The organism is Burkholderiales bacterium (assembly GCA_015075645.1).
Classification (GTDB): Bacteria; Pseudomonadota; Gammaproteobacteria; order Burkholderiales; family Casimicrobiaceae; genus VBCG01.
Map to the genome: position 1 here is coordinate 69797 of JABTUF010000002.1, position 17605 is coordinate 87401.

Here is a 17605-nt window from a genome sequence, read left to right on the forward strand (position 1 = left end):
GTCGGACCCGCCGGACGCATGCCATGATCGGCCACCGCTTCCGCCGCAATCGACGATGACCGCCACCACCGTCCGGCCACTGCGTCTCGCCCACGGACTCGCGTTCGCCGACCTCTATTCGACCGCGGGCGCGCGGCGGATCGACGCCGCCTTCCTCGCGCATCTCGACGCCGCCGACGCGACGCTCGCAGCGCGGCTGCGGGATGCCCGTCACGCGCCCGATGCGCTCGGGACGAAGGCGGAAGGCGACCTGATGGTCGACCTCGGCCCACACGTCGAGGACTTCGTCGCCTCGCTCTTCGGGATCGAGGACGAGGTGCGCGCGCTCGAAGCCGCGCAGCACGAACTCGCGCCGCTCTACGCGGCGAAGCGGCTGTTCGTGCAGCGCAAGGCGATGAACGCCCACAAGGCCGATGCCGCGCAGTCGTTCGACGGTCCGGCCCTGCGCGCCGCGCTCGAGGCCCGCATCGGCGCGCCCATCGTCGGCCGCCGGCACGAACTGGCGTTCGCCAACGCGGTGGCCGCCTGGCAGCGGGACGAGGCGGCGAACGCGGACGCCCTCGATCTCGCCCTGCGCTATGCCGCGTGGGCCGCCCACACGCCGGAAGGCAGGGCGGTGCATCGCGATGGTGTGCTGTTCCGCGCGCCGCGCAAGCTCGATCCGATGAAGCTCGTCCCGGTCGTGCCGGCGACCCACGCCGGTGTCGCGGCCCTGGAACTCGACGCGTCGCATCGGCGCGAGCGAACCGGTTTCGCGCTGACCGACCCGGGCACCGACCTCGTCGGCGGACTCGACCAGGCGAATTACTGCATCTGGTGCCACGAGCAGGGCAAGGATTCCTGCTCGCGCGGGTTACCGGAGAAGAAGTCCGCCGACGGTTCGACCCCGGGCATTCCGTTCCGGAAGAGCCCGTTCGACGTGACGCTCGCGGGATGTCCGCTCGAGGAGCGGATATCCGAGTTCCACAAGCTGCGTGCCGGCGGCTGGGCGATCGGCGCGCTCGCCACCATCTGCGTCGACAACCCGATGCTGGCCGCGACCGGCCATCGCATCTGCAACGATTGCATGAAGGCCTGCATCTACCAGAAGCAGGACCCGGTCGACATACCGCAGAGCGAGACCCGCGTGCTGAAGGACGTGCTCGCGCTGCCCTGGGGGTTCGAGCTCTATTCGCTGCTGACCCGCTGGAATCCGCTCAACCTGCGCCGGCCGGTGCCGCGCGAAGCCTCCGGCCGGCGGGTGCTGGTGGTCGGCATGGGGCCCGCGGGGTTCACGCTCTCGCACCACCTGATGAACGATGGGCACGCGGTCGCGGCGATCGACGGCCTCAAGATCGAGCCGCTGCCGCCGTCGTTGTCCGGCGTCACGCTCGCCGGCGAGCGGGTCGCGTTCGAACCGGTGCGCGACCTCTCGGCGCTCGTCGAACCGCTGGACGATCGCGTGATGGCGGGCTTCGGCGGTGTCGCCGAATACGGCATCACCGTGCGCTGGGACAAGAACTTCCTGAAGGTGATCCGCCTGCTGCTCGAACGCCGAGCGTCGTTCGCGCTCTACGGCGGCGTGCGCTTCGGCGGCACGCTGACCGCCGAGGACGCCTTCGCCGCCGGGTTCGATCACATCGCGCTCGCCGCCGGCGCCGGGCGCCCGACGATCCTCGACCTCCCCAACGGGCTCGCGAACGGCGTGCGCACGGCGTCGGATTTCCTGATGGCGCTGCAACTCACCGGCGCCGCGAAGGCCGACTCGCTCGCGAACGTCGAAGTGCGCCTGCCGATCGTGGTGATCGGCGGCGGGCTCACGGCGATCGACGCGGCGACCGAATCGCTCGCCTACTACCCGGTGCAGGTCGAGAAGTTCCTGTCGCGCTACGAGATCCTGACGGAAACCCACGGGCGCGAAGCGGTCGAGCGTACGTGGACGCCGGCCGAACGCTCGGTCGCTCAGCGATTCCTCGAACACGGGCGCGCGATTCGCGCGGAGCGGCAGACCGCGGCGCGCGCCGGACGGCCCGCGCAGGTGTCGCGGCTCCTCCGCGACTGGGGCGGAGCGACGATCGTCTACCGCCGCCGGCTCGTCGACAGCCCGTCGTACACGCTGAACCACGAGGAGGTCGAGAAAGCGCTCGAGGAAGGCATCCGGTTCGCGGAAGGCCTGACGCCGCTCGGGGTCGAGGTGGACGAGCACGGCCGGGCGTGCGGCCTCGAGGTCTCCGCGCAGCACAACGACGGCGACGGCGTCTGGCACGAGTACGCGCGGACGACGATCCCTGCCGCCACGATCCTCGTCGCCGCCGGAACCCAGCCCAACACCGTGCTCGCGCGCGAGGACGGCGAACGTTTCCGCCTCGACGGCAAGTACTTCGAACTCGTCGACGAGCAGGGAGCGCCGGTCAAGCCGGTCAAGGGCCTCCCGAAGCCGGCGGTGCCCGCGGTGCTGACCTCGATCCGCGACGACGGCCGCGCCACGAGCTTCTTCGGCGACCTGCATCCGTCCTATTTCGGCAACGTCGTGAAGGCGATGTCGAGCGCGAAGCAGGGCTATCCGATCGTGTCGCGGATGCTCGCGCGCGTCGCGCCGGCGTCGCCGCTCGCCGATGCCGCGTTCTTCGCCACGCTCGACCGCAGCCTGCGCGCCAGCGTCGAACGAGTCGAGCGGCTCGCGCCCGACATCGTCGAGGTCGTCGTGCATGCGCCTTCGGCCGCACGCAACTTCCGGCCCGGCCAGTTCTACCGGCTGCAGAACTACGAGGTCCTCGCGCCGGTGCGCCGCGGCACGCGCATGGCGATGGAGGGGCTCGCGCTCACCGGTGCATGGGTCGACCCGGAGCGGGGACTCGTGTCCTTGATCGTGCTCGAGATGGGCGGCTCATCCGACCTCTGCGCGAACCTCGAGCCAGGCGAGCCGGTCGTGTTGATGGGACCGACCGGAGCGCCCACGGACATCGAACCGGGGGAGACGGTCGTGCTGGCGGGCGGCGGGTTGGGCAACGCGGTGCTGCTCTCGATCGGCAGGGCGTTCCGTGCGGCGGGATCGAAGGTCCTGTACTTCGCCGGCTACCGCCACCGGATCGACCGCTACAAGGTCGCCGAGATCGAAGCCGCGGCGGATGTCGTCGTCTGGTGCTGCGACGAAGCACCCGGATTCGTCCCGACCCGGCCGCAGGATCGCGCCTGCGTCGGCAACATCGTCGAGGCGATGGTGGCCTACGCGCGCGGAGACCTCGGGCCGCAGGCGATTGCGTTCAACCGGCCCGACCGCATCGTCGCGATCGGGTCCGACGGCATGATGGCGGCCGTCGCCGCGGCGCGCCACACCGTGCTCGCCCCGTGGATGAAGCCTGGCCACGCGGCGATCGGATCGATCAACTCGCCGATGCAGTGCATGATGAAGGAGATCTGCGCGCAATGCCTGCAGGTGCACCGCGACCCGGTCACCGGCCGGACGAGCTACGTGTTCTCCTGCTTCAACCAGGACCAGGACCTCGACCGGGTCGATTTCCCCGCGCTCGGGGCGCGCCTCGCGCAGAACGCGGTGCAGGAGAAGCTGACCGCGCAGTGGATCGCGCTGTGCATGCGCGACGCCGCGCTGACGAGGGCGGCGGATTGACGCCCGGTCGGATCTTGCGACCCCGTACGCTCACGCGACGCGGAATATTCGCCCGCCCGTTCGTCGCCTTCGCGCACTGTGCCTGATGCATCTGCGGTAGTGTGCCGGGGACGCCGAAGGGGAGTCTTCGCGATGGTCCGTTCGCTTCGCTGCACGTCCGTCCTTGTCCGCGCGGCCTTCGCAGGCATGGCCTGCGCTTTCGGGGCTGCCGCGCTGGCCGCTCCGTGGACGCCCGCAGGACCGGCCGACGGCGGCGGCGCGCCTTCGCTCGGCACCGTCGCCACGCATCCTGCGACCGGCGGCGTCGCGTTGCTCGTCGCGGGTGCCGTGGAGGGCGTCGCGCCTGCCGCGACCTTCTTCACCTCGGACGGCGGCGCGCATTGGGCCGCGAGCGCGCGGCAAGGCGTCACCGGCCGCCCGTTCCTCGGGGGCGCGCCGGTGACGATCTATGCCGCGACGCAAGGCGGCGTGCTGCGGAGCCTCGACACCGGCCGCAGCTTCGCACCGCTCACCTTGCCGTTCGCCGCGGGCGGGGACGCGCCGCCCGTGGTCCGAGCGGTCAACCCGGTCGACGGCCGCGAACTCGTGGTGAGCGCCGGGCGCGACATCGCGCATTCGAACGACAGCGGCGCGACCTGGACGCTCGACCAGACTCCCTCGGACCTCGACGCGCTGGCCGTCGACTGGTCGACGCGGACGGTGTACGCCGCGCTGCGCTCGCCCGCGACGATCGCGCACCGGCTGCTCGACGCTCCGGCGTCATGGGCCACCGCCGCGGCCGATGTGCGCGTGCTCGCCGCCGGCCAGGGCGTCGCGCTCATCCAGAACGGCGCCGGATCGCTGCTGCGCTCGACCGATGGCGGTGCGACGTTCCTGCCCGTGGCCCAGGTCCCCGGGCCGCTCGCGCTGTGCGAGCTCGCGTTCGCGAGCGCGCCGTCGTCGCGCGTCTACGGCCTCGAATGCGCGACGCGCCGCGTGCTCGTGAGCCACGACCTCGGCGCCAGCTTCGCGGTGGCGGGTGTGCTTGCGTCCGGCACCATGAGTTCTGCCGTCGCGGTCGACGCGGCGAACCCGGCGAGCGTCTACGTGGCGACATCGCGCGGCGTGCTCTTCAGCACGAACGGCGGCGCCTCGTTCACGCCGCTCGACCGCTCGACCGGCGCCCCGGGCCGCGGGCGCGTGCTGATCCTCGACACGCGCAGCGCGGTCGTGCGCTACCTGACCGATCCGCCGGGTGTCGGCGCCGGCTACGCCCGCTCCGCGAACGCGGGCGCCACCTGGACCGAAGTCGGCGGCGGGCGGCGGCTCCTCGCCGCCAGCCGGGACCGCGCTGAGGTCGCGTTCGGCGCGCTCGGTGACGGCGAGGGCGGCGACGCCGAACTGAGCCAGAGCGAGGACGGCGGGATCACCTGGTACCAGCGGATCGCGGCGTTCGGCCCGATGACGCGCTTCGGGCCGCTCGCGTACGGCGCGCTCTCCGGCGAAGTGTACCTGTACGCCTACTCGCCCAACGAAGCGGGACTCGACGCCCGCATCTTCGTGTCCACCGACGACGGCGGGTCGTGGGTGCCGCGCGATCCGCCGCCGGTCCTGGTCCGGGCGATGGCGACCACGCAGGCCGCGCCGGTCATGATCTACGCGGGCGGCATCGCGATGACCGCCGGGGCGCCGCAGCTCTACAAGTCGTCGGACGGAGAGACCTGGACCGCGGTCGCGACCTTCCCCGGTGCGACCGAACTCGGCAACGAGATCACGACGATCGTGGTCGACAAGGCCGACCCGAAACGCATCTGGGTGGGCTTCCGCGATCCGGACTACGTGATGTTCTCCGGCGACGGCGGCGCCACATGGTCGCGCCGCACCAGCGGGCTCGGGACGGGTGCGGTGACGTCGATCGTGCCCGATCCGTCGACCGCGGGCGCGCTGCACCTGACGCAGGCGGGCGGCGGGATCTTTCGCAGCGGCAACGGCGGCGCGTCCTGGACCGCGCTCGACGAGGGTCTCGACGACGACGTCGTGCTTTCCGCGGCGTTCGATCCGTTCGTGGCCTACCGGCTCTATGCGTCGACCGGTTCCGGTCTCCACGAGGCCGATGCGCGTGTCGCCTATCCGACCGGCGATCGGCGCGCCATCGAGTATCACCATGGCGCCATGGATCACTACTTCGTCTCGGCGGACGCCGACGAGATCGCCGGGCTCGACGCCGGCGCGTTCTCCGGCTGGATGCGCACCGGCGAGGGATTCCGCGTCGCTCAGGCCCCCTCGCCGGGCAACGAGCCGGTGTGCCGGCTCTTCGGCGTCGGCTTCGCGCCGCTGTCGTCGCACTTCTACTCGCCCTACGCGCACGAGTGCAGCCTGCTCGAAGCCGATCCGGCGTGGACTTTCGAGAAGATCGCCTTCGCGCTTGCGCTGCCGTCGCCCGATCCCGCGCCCGGGTGTCCGCCGGGGACGCGCGCGCTCTACCGGCTGTTCAACGCGATGGCCGGCGGCGCGCCGAACCACCGCTACACGACGTCGATGGCCACCGCCGAGGCGATGGCCTCCGACGGGTGGATCTTCGAAGGGCAGGGCGCGACGCGTGTGTTCGCCTGCGTGCCGTACTGATCCGGGACGCGGGCGATTACCCGCAGGTCGGCATCAACGCGTGGCGGGAACGCGGGTCGGGGCGCTACCCACGGCGGCCCGGGGGAGGTGGTGCTGTTGAGTGGACTCGAACCACCGACCTACTGATTACGAATCAGTTGCTCTACCAGCTGAGCTACAACAGCACAGCCTTCCATTATAGCCGACCGAATCGCGACCCGCCAGCCGCTACTGCCGCAGCCGGACCGCGCTCATCGGACGGGAAGCGTGAGCAGGAGCGCCCGCACGCCGTTCCAGACGATCTGGACACCGACGCACAAGAGGATGAACGCCGACAGTCGCGTCACGATCACCGCGCCGGTCGTCCCGAGGCGCCGCAGCACGACGTCGGCCTTGGCGTAGGTGAGGTAGATGGCGAGCGCCACGATCGCGAGTCCCGCGGCGTGCGCGAGGAGCGTGACCGCCAGCATCCGGTAGTTCCCCGGCGGGTTCGCGCCGAGCGTGATCGCCACCGAGATCGAGCCGGGGCCGACGGTCAACGGCATCGTCAGCGGGAAGAACGCCCGGCTGCGCAGGTCCTCGGGCGTGGGCGTCGCGGCATCGGCGCGCGCCTTCTCGGCGACGAACGTTCCCTGCGCGAGGAGCGCCCAGCCGAGCGACGACACGACGAGTCCGCCGGCGACCTGCACCACCGGGATCGACAGGCCGAAGAAGTCGAGCACGTAGGCGCCGACGAACGCGGAGGCGAGGAGCAGCGCGAATCCGTAGCGGGCGACGCGCAGCGCGGTCTTGCGCCGGTCGTCCCGGGAGAGATCGGCGGTCTTCTGCAGGAACACCGACGCCCCGGCGATCGGATTGACGATCGGCAGCAGCGCGGCGATCGCCAGCAGCGTCACCTCGAGGAATTGGCGGGCGTCGGCGAGCATCGGGCCGGTACGTTAGCATGGGGGTGGACGACCCTCCCGATGCCCACGCGCCTCCTCTACGGCTTTCACGCCGTCACCGCCCGCCTGCGCACGCATCCGTCGAGCGTGCGCGGCATCTACGCCGACGCCCGGCGTCACGATCCGCGGATGCGCGATCTCGCCTCGCGCGCCGCAGCGGCAGGCATTCCGGTGCATCCGGTCGACGATGCGCGCCTGCGGGAACTCGCCGGCCATGCCGGCCATCAGGGCGTGGTGGCCGAGATCGACGCGGCGCTGCCGCATGTGACGCTCGACGACGTCCTCGACGCGCTCGTGGAACCTGCGCTCCTCCTGGTGCTCGACGGGGTGACCGATCCGCACAACCTCGGCGCGTGCCTGCGCAATGCGGACGTCTTCGGCGCGCAGGCGGTCATCGTCCCCAAGGACCGTTCGGTCGGCTTGAACGCGACGGTCGCGAAGGCCGCGAGCGGGGCGGCGGACACGGTGCCGGTCGTGACGGTGACCAATCTCGCCCGCGCGCTCGCGGCGATGAAGGCGCGCGGCGTGTGGATCCTCGGCGCCGACACCGGCGGCGAGGACATCGCGGACGCCGATCTCTCTGGACCGGTGGCCTGGGTGCTGGGCGCCGAGGGCAGCGGGCTCCGCCGGCTGACGCGCGCGTCATGCGACCGCATCGTCGGCATCCCGCAGGTCGGCAGCGTCGAGAGCCTCAACGTCTCGGTCGCCGCGGGCATCTGCCTCTTCGCGACGCGCGCGGCGCGGACGAAGGCCGCGCGCGTCGCCGCACCGCGTTGAGTCGCCCGGGGGATTCGGGCATGATCCGCCGCACCGCAGGACGGAGAGACGACCCGGACCGATGACCGCGCGACACTCGTTGACCCTGACCGCATCACGGCCGGGGCCCGGTGGGTCGTCCGGGCGGGCAACCCGGATCGGCTGACGATGCTCGCGTTCGTCCTTCGCCGCATCGCGCAGACCTTCGCCGTCCTCGGCGTGGTGGCATTGATCGCGTTCGCGTTGTTCAACTACACCGGCGACCCCATCGCATTCATGGTGGGCCAGGACGCGACGACCGAGGATCGCGTCCGCCTGCGTCACGAACTCGGCCTCGACCGGCCGTTCTACGTGCAGTTCGCGCGGTTCGTGGAGAACGCCGTGCAGGGCGACTTCGGCGTGTCGCTGCGGCAGGGCCGCAAGGTGTCGGTCCTGCTTGCCGAGCGTCTGCCCGCCACGCTCGAGTTGTCGATGGCTGCCGCGATCCTCGCGCTCGCCATCGGCATCCCGGCCGGCGTCTATACGGCGCTCCGAAGGCACAGCGTCGGCGCGCACGTGCTGCTGGCGGCCTCGCTCGTCGGCGTGAGCCTGCCGACCTTCCTGATCGGCATCCTGCTGATCCTGGTGTTCGCGGTGCAACTGGGCTGGCTGCCGAGCTTCGGGCGCGGCGACGTCGTGTCGATCGGCGGGTGGACGACCGGGCTCCTGACCGCGAGCGGACTCAAGTCGCTGATCCTGCCCTCGATCACGCTCGCGCTGTTCCAGACCACGCTCATCATGCGGCTGGTGCGCGCGGAGATGCTCGAGGTGCTGCGGACCGACTACATCCGGTTCGCGCGCGCGCGCGGGCTCACCGACCGCGCGATCCACTTCGGCCACGCGCTCCGCAACACGCTGGTCCCGGTGATCACGATCACCGGACTCCAGCTCGGGGCGATCATCGCGTTCGCGATCATCACCGAAACCGTGTTCCAATGGCCGGGCATGGGACTCCTGTTCATCCAGGCGGTCAACTTCGCCGACATTCCGGTCATGGCCGCCTACCTGTGCTTCATCGCGGTCGTGTTCGTCGTGATCAACCTCGCGGTCGACCTCCTGTACTACGCGGTCGATCCGCGGCTGCGCATCGAGCGCGGTTCCGCGCATTAGGAGCACGCATGACGGAAGTCGGCCCGCCGCGCCGCGGCATCGCCCTGAACCCGGGATCATTTCCGTGAACCCCGCGGTCGCGCACATCCGCCGCTGGCACGACGAGTTCACGTCGGTCCGGCGCGACCTCCACGCGCATCCCGAGCTCGGTTTCGAGGAGCACCGGACCGCGCGGATCGTGGTCGAGCGGCTGGCGTCGCTCGGCATCGAGTACCACACCGGCGTCGGCAAGACCGGCATCGTCGCGGTGGTGCGCGGACGATCGACCGCGAGCGGGCGCTCGGTCGGCCTGCGCGCCGACATGGACGCACTGCCGATGCAGGAGGAGAACGAGTTCGCGCACCGTTCGCGCTACGACGGGCGGATGCACGGTTGCGGGCACGACGGGCACACGACGATGCTGCTCGCGGCAGCGCGCTACCTGCACGAGACGCGCGCGTTCGACGGCACGGCGACGCTCATCTTCCAGCCCGGCGAGGAGGGCTACGCGGGCGGACGCGCGATGATCGAGGACGGGCTGTTCGAGCGCTTTGCCGCCGACCAGGTCTACGCGCTCCACAACTGGCCGGGGCTGCCGGCGGGCACGATCGCGGTCCGTCCGGGCCCGATGATGGCGGCCGCCGACCGGGTCACGATCGCGATCGCCGGCAAGGGCGGCCACGGCGCGCACCCGCATCGCACGATCGATCCGGTCGTCGTCGCGGCGCACATCATCACCGCGGCGCAGTCGATCGTGTCGCGCACCGTTTCGCCGATCGACACGGCGGTGGTCAGCCTGTGCTCGGTGCAGGCGGGACACCCCGGCGCCATGAGCGTCGTGCCGAGGACCGCGCAGATCGTGGGCACGGTGCGCACGTTCAAGGCGACGGTCCAGGACACGATCGAGATGCGCCTGCGCGAACTCGTCGGCTCGGTCGCCGCGGCGTTCGGCGCGAGCGCGACGCTCGACTACGAGCGCCTGTATCCGGCGACGATCAACTCGGCCGACGAGGCGGAGTTCGCGGCGCAGGTCGCCGACGAGATCGTCGGCAGCGACCGGGTGATCCGCGACCTCGATCCGTCGATGGGCGCCGAGGACTTCTCGTTCATGCTCCAGCGCCGGCCGGGCGCGTACGCGCGGCTGGGGCAGGGCGGTGCGGGCGATGGACACGGTTGCTTCCTGCACGACACGCGCTACGATTTCAACGACGAGGTGATCCCGGTCGGCGCGGGATACCTCGCCACGCTCGCCGAGCGGGCGATGCCGCTCGCCCCGGCATGAGCCCGGTTGCCGTGCGGACGGGCGCCGGCACGGGCCGATCCGGTCGCGCGCATCTCCACGCCGGAGCGGAGTCCATCCGATGACGGCCACCGCGCCCGCGCGTGCATCGCTCGCGGCAAAGGCGCGCACCTTCTGGGACGGCGACGTCGCGTGGAGCTTCCGGCGCTCCCCGGTGGCGATGGCGTCGTTCGCCGTGCTCGTGGTATGCGTGGTGGCGGCGCTGTTCGCGCCCTGGCTCGCGCCGAAGCATCCCTACGACCTCGCGTCGCTCAACCTGCTGGACGCGCTCGCCCCGCCCGCATGGCAGGACGGCGCGAAGAGCGGATTCCTGCTCGGCACCGACGACCAGGGACGCGACGTGCTCTCGACCATCATGTTCGGCGCGCGCATCTCGCTCTTCGTCGGGTTCGCCTCGGTGCTGCTGGCGGTGATCGTCGGCGTGGGGCTGGGGCTCGTCGCGGGCTACGTCGGCGGGCGCACCGACGCGGTGATCATGCGCATCGCCGACGTGCAACTCTCGTTCCCCGCGATCCTGATCGCGCTCCTGATCGACGGCGTGGCGCGCGCCGTCCTGCCGCACGAATCGCACGGCGAGGTGGCGATCGCGGTGCTGATCCTCGCGATCGCGGCGTCGAACTGGGTGCAGTACGCGCGCACCGTGCGCGGCTCGACGATGGTCGAGAAGAGCAAGGAGTACGTGCAGGCCGCGCGCGTCATCGGCGTCGCCCCGCTGGGGATCATGCGCCGCCACCTGCTCCCCAACGTGCTCGGGCCGGTGCTGGTGCTGGCGACGATCAACATCGCGACCGCGATCGTGATCGAAGCGACGCTGTCGTTCCTCGGCGTGGGCGTGCCGCCGACCCAGCCCTCGCTCGGCACGCTGATCCGCATCGGCAACGATTTCCTGTTCTCGGGCGAGTGGTGGATCACCGTGTTCCCGGGCGCGGCGCTGGTGATCATCGTCCTGTCGATCAACCTGCTGGGAGACTGGCTGCGCGACGCCCTCAACCCCCGGCTCCGGTAGGCGGAGCGGTGGGCTCGCGCGTTTGGGCACGACGGAGGCCGGATACCCCGGCGCCGACACGAGGAGGCAAACCCATGCGTACCCCCATCATCGCCATGGTCGCGTCGGTGCTGACCGCATCGTGCGCCAGCATGTCCACGCCCTACAGCGAAGTCACCGGCGATCGCTTCAACGTGACCATCATGGACCGGCGGGCGGTCGACATCGTCTCGGTCGGCAGCGCATCGGGCTGGGCCGGCGGGGCGCCGGTCCAGGTCGAACCGGGCCTGCACCGGATCGTGATCTCGTCGCCGCGGCACGGCGGGTTCCGGGGCACCACGGTCGACTTCGAACTCGAGGTCGCGCCCTGCACCCGCTACTACGTCAACGCCCAGTTCGCGAACCCGCTGTCGCCGCAGTTCGTGCCGGTCATCGACCACGAGGAGCCGATCTCCGGCTGCGTGTGGCCGCGACCGTCGCGCACCTGACGATGACGGCCTCCGGCCCGCTCCTCGCCGTGCAGGGCCTCCGCGTCGAGTTTCCGACGCGGCGCGCCACGCTCGTGGCGGTCCACGACGTGAGCTTCGAGATCGCTCGCGGCGAGGTGCTGGGCGTGGTCGGCGAGTCCGGCGCCGGCAAGTCGATCACCGGGTCGGCGATCATCGGGCTCATCGATCCGCCGGGACGGATCGCCGCGGGCGAGATCCGCCTCGACGGCCGGCGCATCGACGCGTTGCCGGCGTCCGACCTGCGCAGGATCCGCGGCCGCGAGATCGGCGCGGTGTTCCAGGATCCGCTCACCTCGCTCAACCCGCTCTACACCGTCGGCCGCCAGCTCGTCGAGACGATCCGGACCCATCTGCCGATGAGCGAGGGCGAGGCGCGCGCACGGGCGGTCGCGCTGCTCGACCAAGTCGGCATCCCGGCCGCGGATCGGCGCGTCGACCACTATCCGCACCAGTTCTCCGGCGGGATGCGCCAGCGCGTGGTCATCGCGCTCGCGCTGTGCGCGCAGCCGAAGCTCATCGTCGCCGACGAGCCGACGACCGCGCTGGACGTGTCGATCCAGGCCCAGATCATCCAGGTGCTGAAGCGCCTGTGCCGCGAGCACGGCACCGCGGTGATGCTCGTCACCCACGACATGGGCGTGATCGCGGAAACCGCCGACCGCGTGGCGGTGATGTACGCCGGACGCATCGTCGAGATCGGTCCGGTGGCCGAGGTGATCCACCGGCCGCGGCATCCGTACACGGCAGGGCTCATGGGTTCGATCCCGTCGATCGGCGGGGAAGTCGAGCGTCTCGCGCAGATCGACGGCGCCATGCCCCGACTCGACGCGATCCCGCCGGGGTGCGCGTTCCATCCGCGCTGCCCGGTCGCGGTCGAGCGCTGCCGGGTCGCGTGCCCGGAACTCGAATCCGCCGGCGGGACGAGGGTGGCGTGCTGGGTCGCGGCGGCCGACGCGGTGGCGGCGTGAGGCGCGGGGCCGTCGTCCCCGCGGTTGCGCGAGGCGTTCGCGCCCTGCGCCGCACGGAGCGGCCGTGACCGACGCGCTGGTGCGCCTGTCGGGCGTCGCGCGCACGTTCGACGTGTCGCCGCCGTGGCTCGACCGCGTGCTCGGCGGCAAGCCGCGTGCGTTGTTGCGCGCGGTCGATGGCGTGACGTTCGCGATCCATCGCGGCGAAACGCTCGGTCTCGTCGGCGAATCGGGCTGCGGCAAGTCGACCGTCGCACGACTCATCGTCGGGCTCCACGCTCCGACGCAGGGCACGATCGCCTACGATGGCATCGCGCTCGCCGGGCCGGGCGCGGAGGCGATCGACGCTCGCCGGCGCCGGCGCGCGCGGCGGTCGATGCAGATGATCTTCCAGGATCCCTACGCGAGCCTCAACCCGCGCTGGCGAGTCGCGGACATCGTCGCGGAGCCGCTCGTCACGCAGGAGGATCCGCCCCCGCGGGCCGCGATCGCGGAGCGGGTACGGACGCTCCTCGCGCAGGTGGGACTCGCGGCGGCCGACGGCGAGAAGTACCCGCACCAGTTCTCCGGCGGACAGCGCCAGCGCATCTCGATCGCGCGTGCGCTCGCCACCGAGCCGGCGTTCCTCGTGTGCGACGAGCCGACCTCGGCGCTCGACGTGTCGGTGCAGGCGCAGGTGCTGAACCTGATGCGCGACCTGCAGCGCCGCCTGGGCCTCACCTACCTCTTCATCTCGCACAACCTCGCGGTGGTCCACCACATCGCGGACCGGGTCGGGGTCATGTACCTCGGGCGCGTGGTCGAGATCGCTTCCACGAAGCGACTGTTCGGTGCGCCGCTGCACCCGTACACACGCATGCTGCTCGACGCCGTGCCGGACCTGCGGATGACCGGCGCCTCCCGCATCGCGGTCGCCGGCGAAGTGCCCAATCCGCTCGACCCCCCCGCGGGCTGCGCGTTCCATCCGCGCTGTCCCCACGCGAACGAGCGCTGTCGGCGCGAGGCGCCGACGCCGGCGTCCGATGGCGCGGGCGGAGAAGTCGCCTGTCATGCGGTCGCCGAAGGGCGCCTTCCCGCGCGGGGCGCCGCGAGCGCGGCGGCCTGACCGGCCAAGGCGCGCGGCGTGTCGGCGGGGCGGCTGGAGCCGCTCATTCGGGACACCGGGTTCCGCTATAATCCGCCGATTGTCCTGCCCGGTGCCGCTTCGCGTTGCGCCGGAGCGTTACGCGCCCCGCTTCCGACCCGTTTCCCGCCCTTGCGCCTCACCCAGATCAAGCTCGCCGGGTTCAAGTCGTTCGTCGATCCCACGACGATCGCGACCCCCGGACAACTCGTCGGCATCGTCGGCCCGAACGGCTGCGGCAAGTCCAACGTCATCGACGCGGTGCGCTGGGTGCTGGGTGAGTCGAAGGCCTCGGCGCTGCGCGGCGAGTCGATGCAGGACGTCATCTTCAACGGCGCGGGCGACCGAGCCCCGGTCGGCCGGGCTTCGGTCGAGCTCTCGTTCGACAACAGCGCCGGCCGGATCGGCGGCCAGTGGGGCCAGTACGCGGAGCTCGCGATCAAGCGGGTGCTGACGCGCGACGGCGACAGCACCTACTACATCAACAACATTCCGGTTCGCCGCCGCGACATCTTCGATCTCTTCCTCGGCACCGGGCTCGGGCCGCGCGCCTACGCGATCATCGAGCAGGGCATGATCTCGCGGGTGATCGAGGCGAAGCCGGAGGAACTGCGCGTGTTCCTCGAGGAGGCGGCGGGCGTCTCCAAGTACCGCGAGCGGCGCAAGGAAACCGAAGGGCGGCTCTCCGACACGCGCGAGAACCTCGCGCGCGTCGAGGACATCCGCATCGAACTCGCGGGGCAGCTCGAACGTCTCGAGCGGCAGGCGAAGGTCGCCTCCGAATACCGCGAACTGGAGGCGCGGCTCAGGCAGGCGCAGCACCTCGCCTGGTACGCGAAGCAGCAGGAAGCGATGCGCGCGCGGGACCGGGCGAGCCAGGAACTCGCGGCCGCGACCAACGCGCTGGAGTCGCTGCAGGCGGAACTTCGCGGCGCGGAGGCCGCGCTCGAGACCCTGCGCGCCGATCACTACGCCGCCGGCGACGCGCTGCACGAGCGGCAGGGCGGGTTCTTCGAAGCGAACGCGGAGGTGTCGCGTCTCGAGCAGCAACTCGCGTTCGCGCGCGACTCCGAATCGCGCATCCGCGAACAGGTCGCCGAGCTCACCGCCCAGCTCGCCTCGCTCGCCGTGCAGTCCGAATCCCTGGACGGCGAGCGGGCCTCGCTCGACGCGACGCTCGAGCGGGCGATCGGCGTGCGCGAACGTCTCGCCGCCGACGAGCATGCGGCGAAGCAGGCGTTGCCCGCGCTCGACGAGGCGCTCGCCGGGGCGGCGCGCGCGCTCGCCGACGCGGAATCGGCGATCGCGGGTTCCGAGCAGGAAGCGCGCGTGGCCGAGACGCGGCGCGAAAATTCGCTGCGCATGATCGCGCAGCTCGCGGACCGGCGCTCACGTGTCGCGGCGGAACTGGCAGCGCTGCCTACCGAGGAGAGCGGACCGCTGCGCGAGGTCGCCGAACAGCTCGCCCAGGAGGAGGCCGACCTCGCGGGCAAGCAGAGTTCGCTCGATGCGCTGCACGCCGCCGTACAGGGGTTGCAGGAGCGCTCGCGCGAGGCGAGCGACGCCTGGCAGGGAACGAGCCGTGCGCTCGCGGAGCTCGAAGCGCGCGAGCAGGCGCTCGCGACACTGCAGGCGAAGGTCGGCCACGGCGAGGATCGCGACGGCTGGCTCGACCGGGCCGGGCTCGCGCGCGCGGCGCAGCTCTACACGGCGCTCGACGTCGAGCCGGGCTGGAACGACGCGCTCGAAGCGGTGCTGCGCGAGCGGCTCGAAGCGGTCGAGGTCGAAACGCTCGACCGTGCGCTCGATTGGGAGCAGAGGGGCGAGGCGCCGCCGGTCCGGATGGCGGTGTTCGCGGCGGCGCCCGCCCAGCCGCTGCCTGCGGCGGGCGGCGACGGCCTGCTCGCCCGCGTGCGGATGCGACGTCCCGAACTCGCCCGCCTGCTCGCCGACACGCTCCATGGCGTCCGCTGCCGCGACTCGCTCGCGCACGCGCTCGCCGACCGGGAGTCGCTCGCCGCGGGCGAGACGTTCGTGACGCCGGCCGGGCACCTCGTGACCGCGCAAAGCGTGACGTTGTTTCGCCCCGACGGGGACCTGCACGGCGTGCTCGCGCGCCAGTCCGAACTCGAAGCGCTCGCCTCCCGGCTTCCGGGCCTGCGCGAAGCGGCGGCGGCCGCGCGCGCGAGCCTCGATGCGGTCGAGAGCGAGCAGGCGGACCGCCAGCAGGCCTGGCACCTCGAATCGCAGGCGCTGGCGTCGCAGCAGCGACGCTGCCACGAACTCGAGCTCGAACTCGCGCAGTTGCGGCAAGCCGCGGAAGCCGCATCGAAGCGGCGGGCGGAACTCGCCCGCGACGATGCCGATCTCGACGCCGCCCTGCAGCAGGAGCAGGCGCAGCGCGAGGCGATCGTGCGTGCGATCGCGGACCTCCAGTCGGGGCTCCACGACCGGCGGGCGGCGCGCGATGTCGCCCGCGACGAGCGGGCGATGAAGGAATCCGCGCTCGCCGCGGGGCGGGAGCGCCTGCGTGCCTGCGAGCGTGCGTCGCAGGAGGCCGAGTTCGCCGAGCGCAGCGCGCGCGACCGCCTCGCCGAACTCGAACGGCGCCGTGCCGGGCTCGTCGCGGAGACCGGCCGCCAGCAGACGATGCTCGCGCGCCTGTCGGGCGAACGGGAGGCGATCGACTGGTCGCCGGTCGAGGAGGCGCTGCAGCGCCAGCTCGCGCGTCGTGCCGAGGCCGAGCAGGCGTTGGCCGCCGCGCGCGACCGGGTCGAGACGCTCGGCGCCGAGCTTCGCGCCGGCGACGAATCGCGGCTCGCCCGCGAGCAGGCGCTCGAGCCGGCGCGTACCCGCATCCAGGACCTGCAACTGAAGACGCAGGCGGCGATGCTCGCCGAGGCGCAGTTCACCGAGCAACTCGCCGAGGCGAACGCCGACCTGGTCGGCCTGCCCGATGCCCTGAAGGCATGGGGACGCGCATCGACCCTGCCCGGTGAGATCACGAGACTCACCGCGGCGATCGCCGAACTCGGCGCGGTGAACCTCGCGGCACTCGACGAACTCGCCCAGTCGCGCGAGCGCAAGGACTATCTCGACCGGCAGGCCGCCGACCTGACCGAGGCGATGGGCACGCTCGAAGCCGCGATCCGCCAGATCGACCGGGAGTCACGGGCGCTGCTCCAGCAGACCTTCGACGTGGTCAACGCGAACTTCGGCAAGTTGTTTCCGGCGCTCTTCGGCGGCGGCCAGGCGCGACTCGTCCTCACTGGCGAGGAGATCCTCGACTCCGGGGTCCAGGTCTTCGCGCAGCCGCCGGGCAAGCGCAACAGTTCGATCCATCTGCTGTCGGGCGGCGAGAAGGCGCTCACCGCGACCTCGCTCGTCTTCGCGCTGTTCCAGATCAACCCGGCCCCGTTCTGCCTGTTGGACGAGGTCGACGCGCCGCTCGACGATCCGAACACCGAACGTTTCTGCCGGCTGGTGCGCGACATGTCGGGCGAGACCCAGTTCCTGTTCATCTCGCACAACAAGATCACGATGGAGATCGCGAACCAGCTCGTCGGGATCACGATGCAGGAGCCGGGCGTCTCGCGCGTGGTCGCCGTCGACATCGCCGACGCGATCGACTTCGCGATGCGGACGCCGCAGGCGGCCTGATGGCCGCGGCGCGTCGGCTATCGCCCGACGCGGGTCTATAAT

11 protein-coding genes and 1 tRNA gene are annotated in these 17605 nt (G+C 71.6%); 10 read left to right on the top strand and 2 right to left on the bottom strand.

Annotated elements, in window-relative coordinates; genetic code table 11:
• The first annotated feature begins 55 nt into the window (after positions 1-55).
• Both HS109_03785 and HS109_03790 read left to right on the top strand, forming a co-directional pair.
• Entirely contained in the window at positions 56-3607 is a 3552-nt protein-coding gene (locus HS109_03785; protein ID MBE7521491.1) for an FAD-dependent oxidoreductase, read from the top strand.
• 186 nt (positions 3608-3793) lie between these two features.
• Positions 3794-6211 (top strand): hypothetical protein, encoded by a 2418-nt coding sequence (locus HS109_03790; protein ID MBE7521492.1) that lies wholly within the window; start codon positions 3794-3796, stop codon positions 6209-6211.
• A gap of 88 nt (positions 6212-6299) precedes the next feature.
• Here HS109_03790 and HS109_03795 read toward each other — a convergent pair.
• A tRNA-Thr gene (locus HS109_03795) sits at positions 6300-6375 on the bottom strand.
• A 66-nt stretch (positions 6376-6441) separates the two neighbouring features.
• Positions 6442-7116: an NAAT family transporter gene (locus tag HS109_03800; GenBank protein MBE7521493.1), complete on the bottom strand. Its 675-nt coding sequence runs from the start codon at positions 7114-7116 to the stop codon at positions 6442-6444.
• 39 nt (positions 7117-7155) lie between these two features.
• Here HS109_03800 and rlmB point away from each other — a divergent pair, with 39 nt between their 5' ends.
• From rlmB to smc, 8 genes are all read left to right on the top strand, one after another.
• Positions 7156-7911: a 23S rRNA (guanosine(2251)-2'-O)-methyltransferase RlmB gene (gene rlmB / locus HS109_03805; GenBank protein ID MBE7521494.1), complete on the top strand. Its 756-nt coding sequence runs from the start codon at positions 7156-7158 to the stop codon at positions 7909-7911.
• A gap of 147 nt (positions 7912-8058) precedes the next feature.
• Positions 8059-9039 carry an ABC transporter permease gene (locus tag HS109_03810; protein ID MBE7521495.1) on the top strand — a complete coding sequence of 327 codons (981 nt, stop codon included), beginning with the start codon at positions 8059-8061 and terminating at the stop codon, positions 9037-9039.
• Between the two features lie 58 nt (positions 9040-9097).
• Entirely contained in the window at positions 9098-10300 is a 1203-nt protein-coding gene (locus HS109_03815) for an amidohydrolase (GenBank protein ID MBE7521496.1), read from the top strand.
• A 79-nt stretch (positions 10301-10379) separates the two neighbouring features.
• Entirely contained in the window at positions 10380-11324 is a 945-nt protein-coding gene (locus HS109_03820; protein ID MBE7521497.1) for an ABC transporter permease, read from the top strand.
• Between the two features lie 74 nt (positions 11325-11398).
• Positions 11399-11791, top strand: a complete 393-nt coding sequence (locus tag HS109_03825) for a hypothetical protein (protein MBE7521498.1) — start codon at positions 11399-11401, stop codon at positions 11789-11791.
• 2 nt (positions 11792-11793) lie between these two features.
• Positions 11794-12780, top strand: a complete 987-nt coding sequence (locus HS109_03830; GenBank protein ID MBE7521499.1) for an ABC transporter ATP-binding protein — start codon at positions 11794-11796, stop codon at positions 12778-12780.
• 64 nt (positions 12781-12844) lie between these two features.
• Positions 12845-13885: an ATP-binding cassette domain-containing protein gene (locus HS109_03835; GenBank protein ID MBE7521500.1), complete on the top strand. Its 1041-nt coding sequence runs from the start codon at positions 12845-12847 to the stop codon at positions 13883-13885.
• Between the two features lie 150 nt (positions 13886-14035).
• Positions 14036-17563, top strand: a complete 3528-nt coding sequence (gene smc / locus HS109_03840; protein MBE7521501.1) for a chromosome segregation protein SMC — start codon at positions 14036-14038, stop codon at positions 17561-17563.
• Positions 17564-17605: the final 42 nt, after the last annotated feature.

Coding starts and splice junctions, on each gene's coding strand:
- HS109_03785 (MBE7521491.1), top strand. CDS start 56: ATGACCGCCACCACCGTCCGGCCACTGCGTCTCGCCCACGGACTCGCG.
- HS109_03790 (MBE7521492.1), top strand. CDS start 3,794: ATGGCCTGCGCTTTCGGGGCTGCCGCGCTGGCCGCTCCGTGGACGCCC.
- HS109_03800 (MBE7521493.1), bottom strand. CDS start 7,116: ATGCTCGCCGACGCCCGCCAATTCCTCGAGGTGACGCTGCTGGCGATC.
- rlmB (MBE7521494.1), top strand. CDS start 7,156: ATGCCCACGCGCCTCCTCTACGGCTTTCACGCCGTCACCGCCCGCCTG.
- HS109_03810 (MBE7521495.1), top strand. CDS start 8,059: ATGCTCGCGTTCGTCCTTCGCCGCATCGCGCAGACCTTCGCCGTCCTC.
- HS109_03820 (MBE7521497.1), top strand. CDS start 10,380: ATGACGGCCACCGCGCCCGCGCGTGCATCGCTCGCGGCAAAGGCGCGC.
- HS109_03825 (MBE7521498.1), top strand. CDS start 11,399: ATGCGTACCCCCATCATCGCCATGGTCGCGTCGGTGCTGACCGCATCG.
- HS109_03830 (MBE7521499.1), top strand. CDS start 11,794: ATGACGGCCTCCGGCCCGCTCCTCGCCGTGCAGGGCCTCCGCGTCGAG.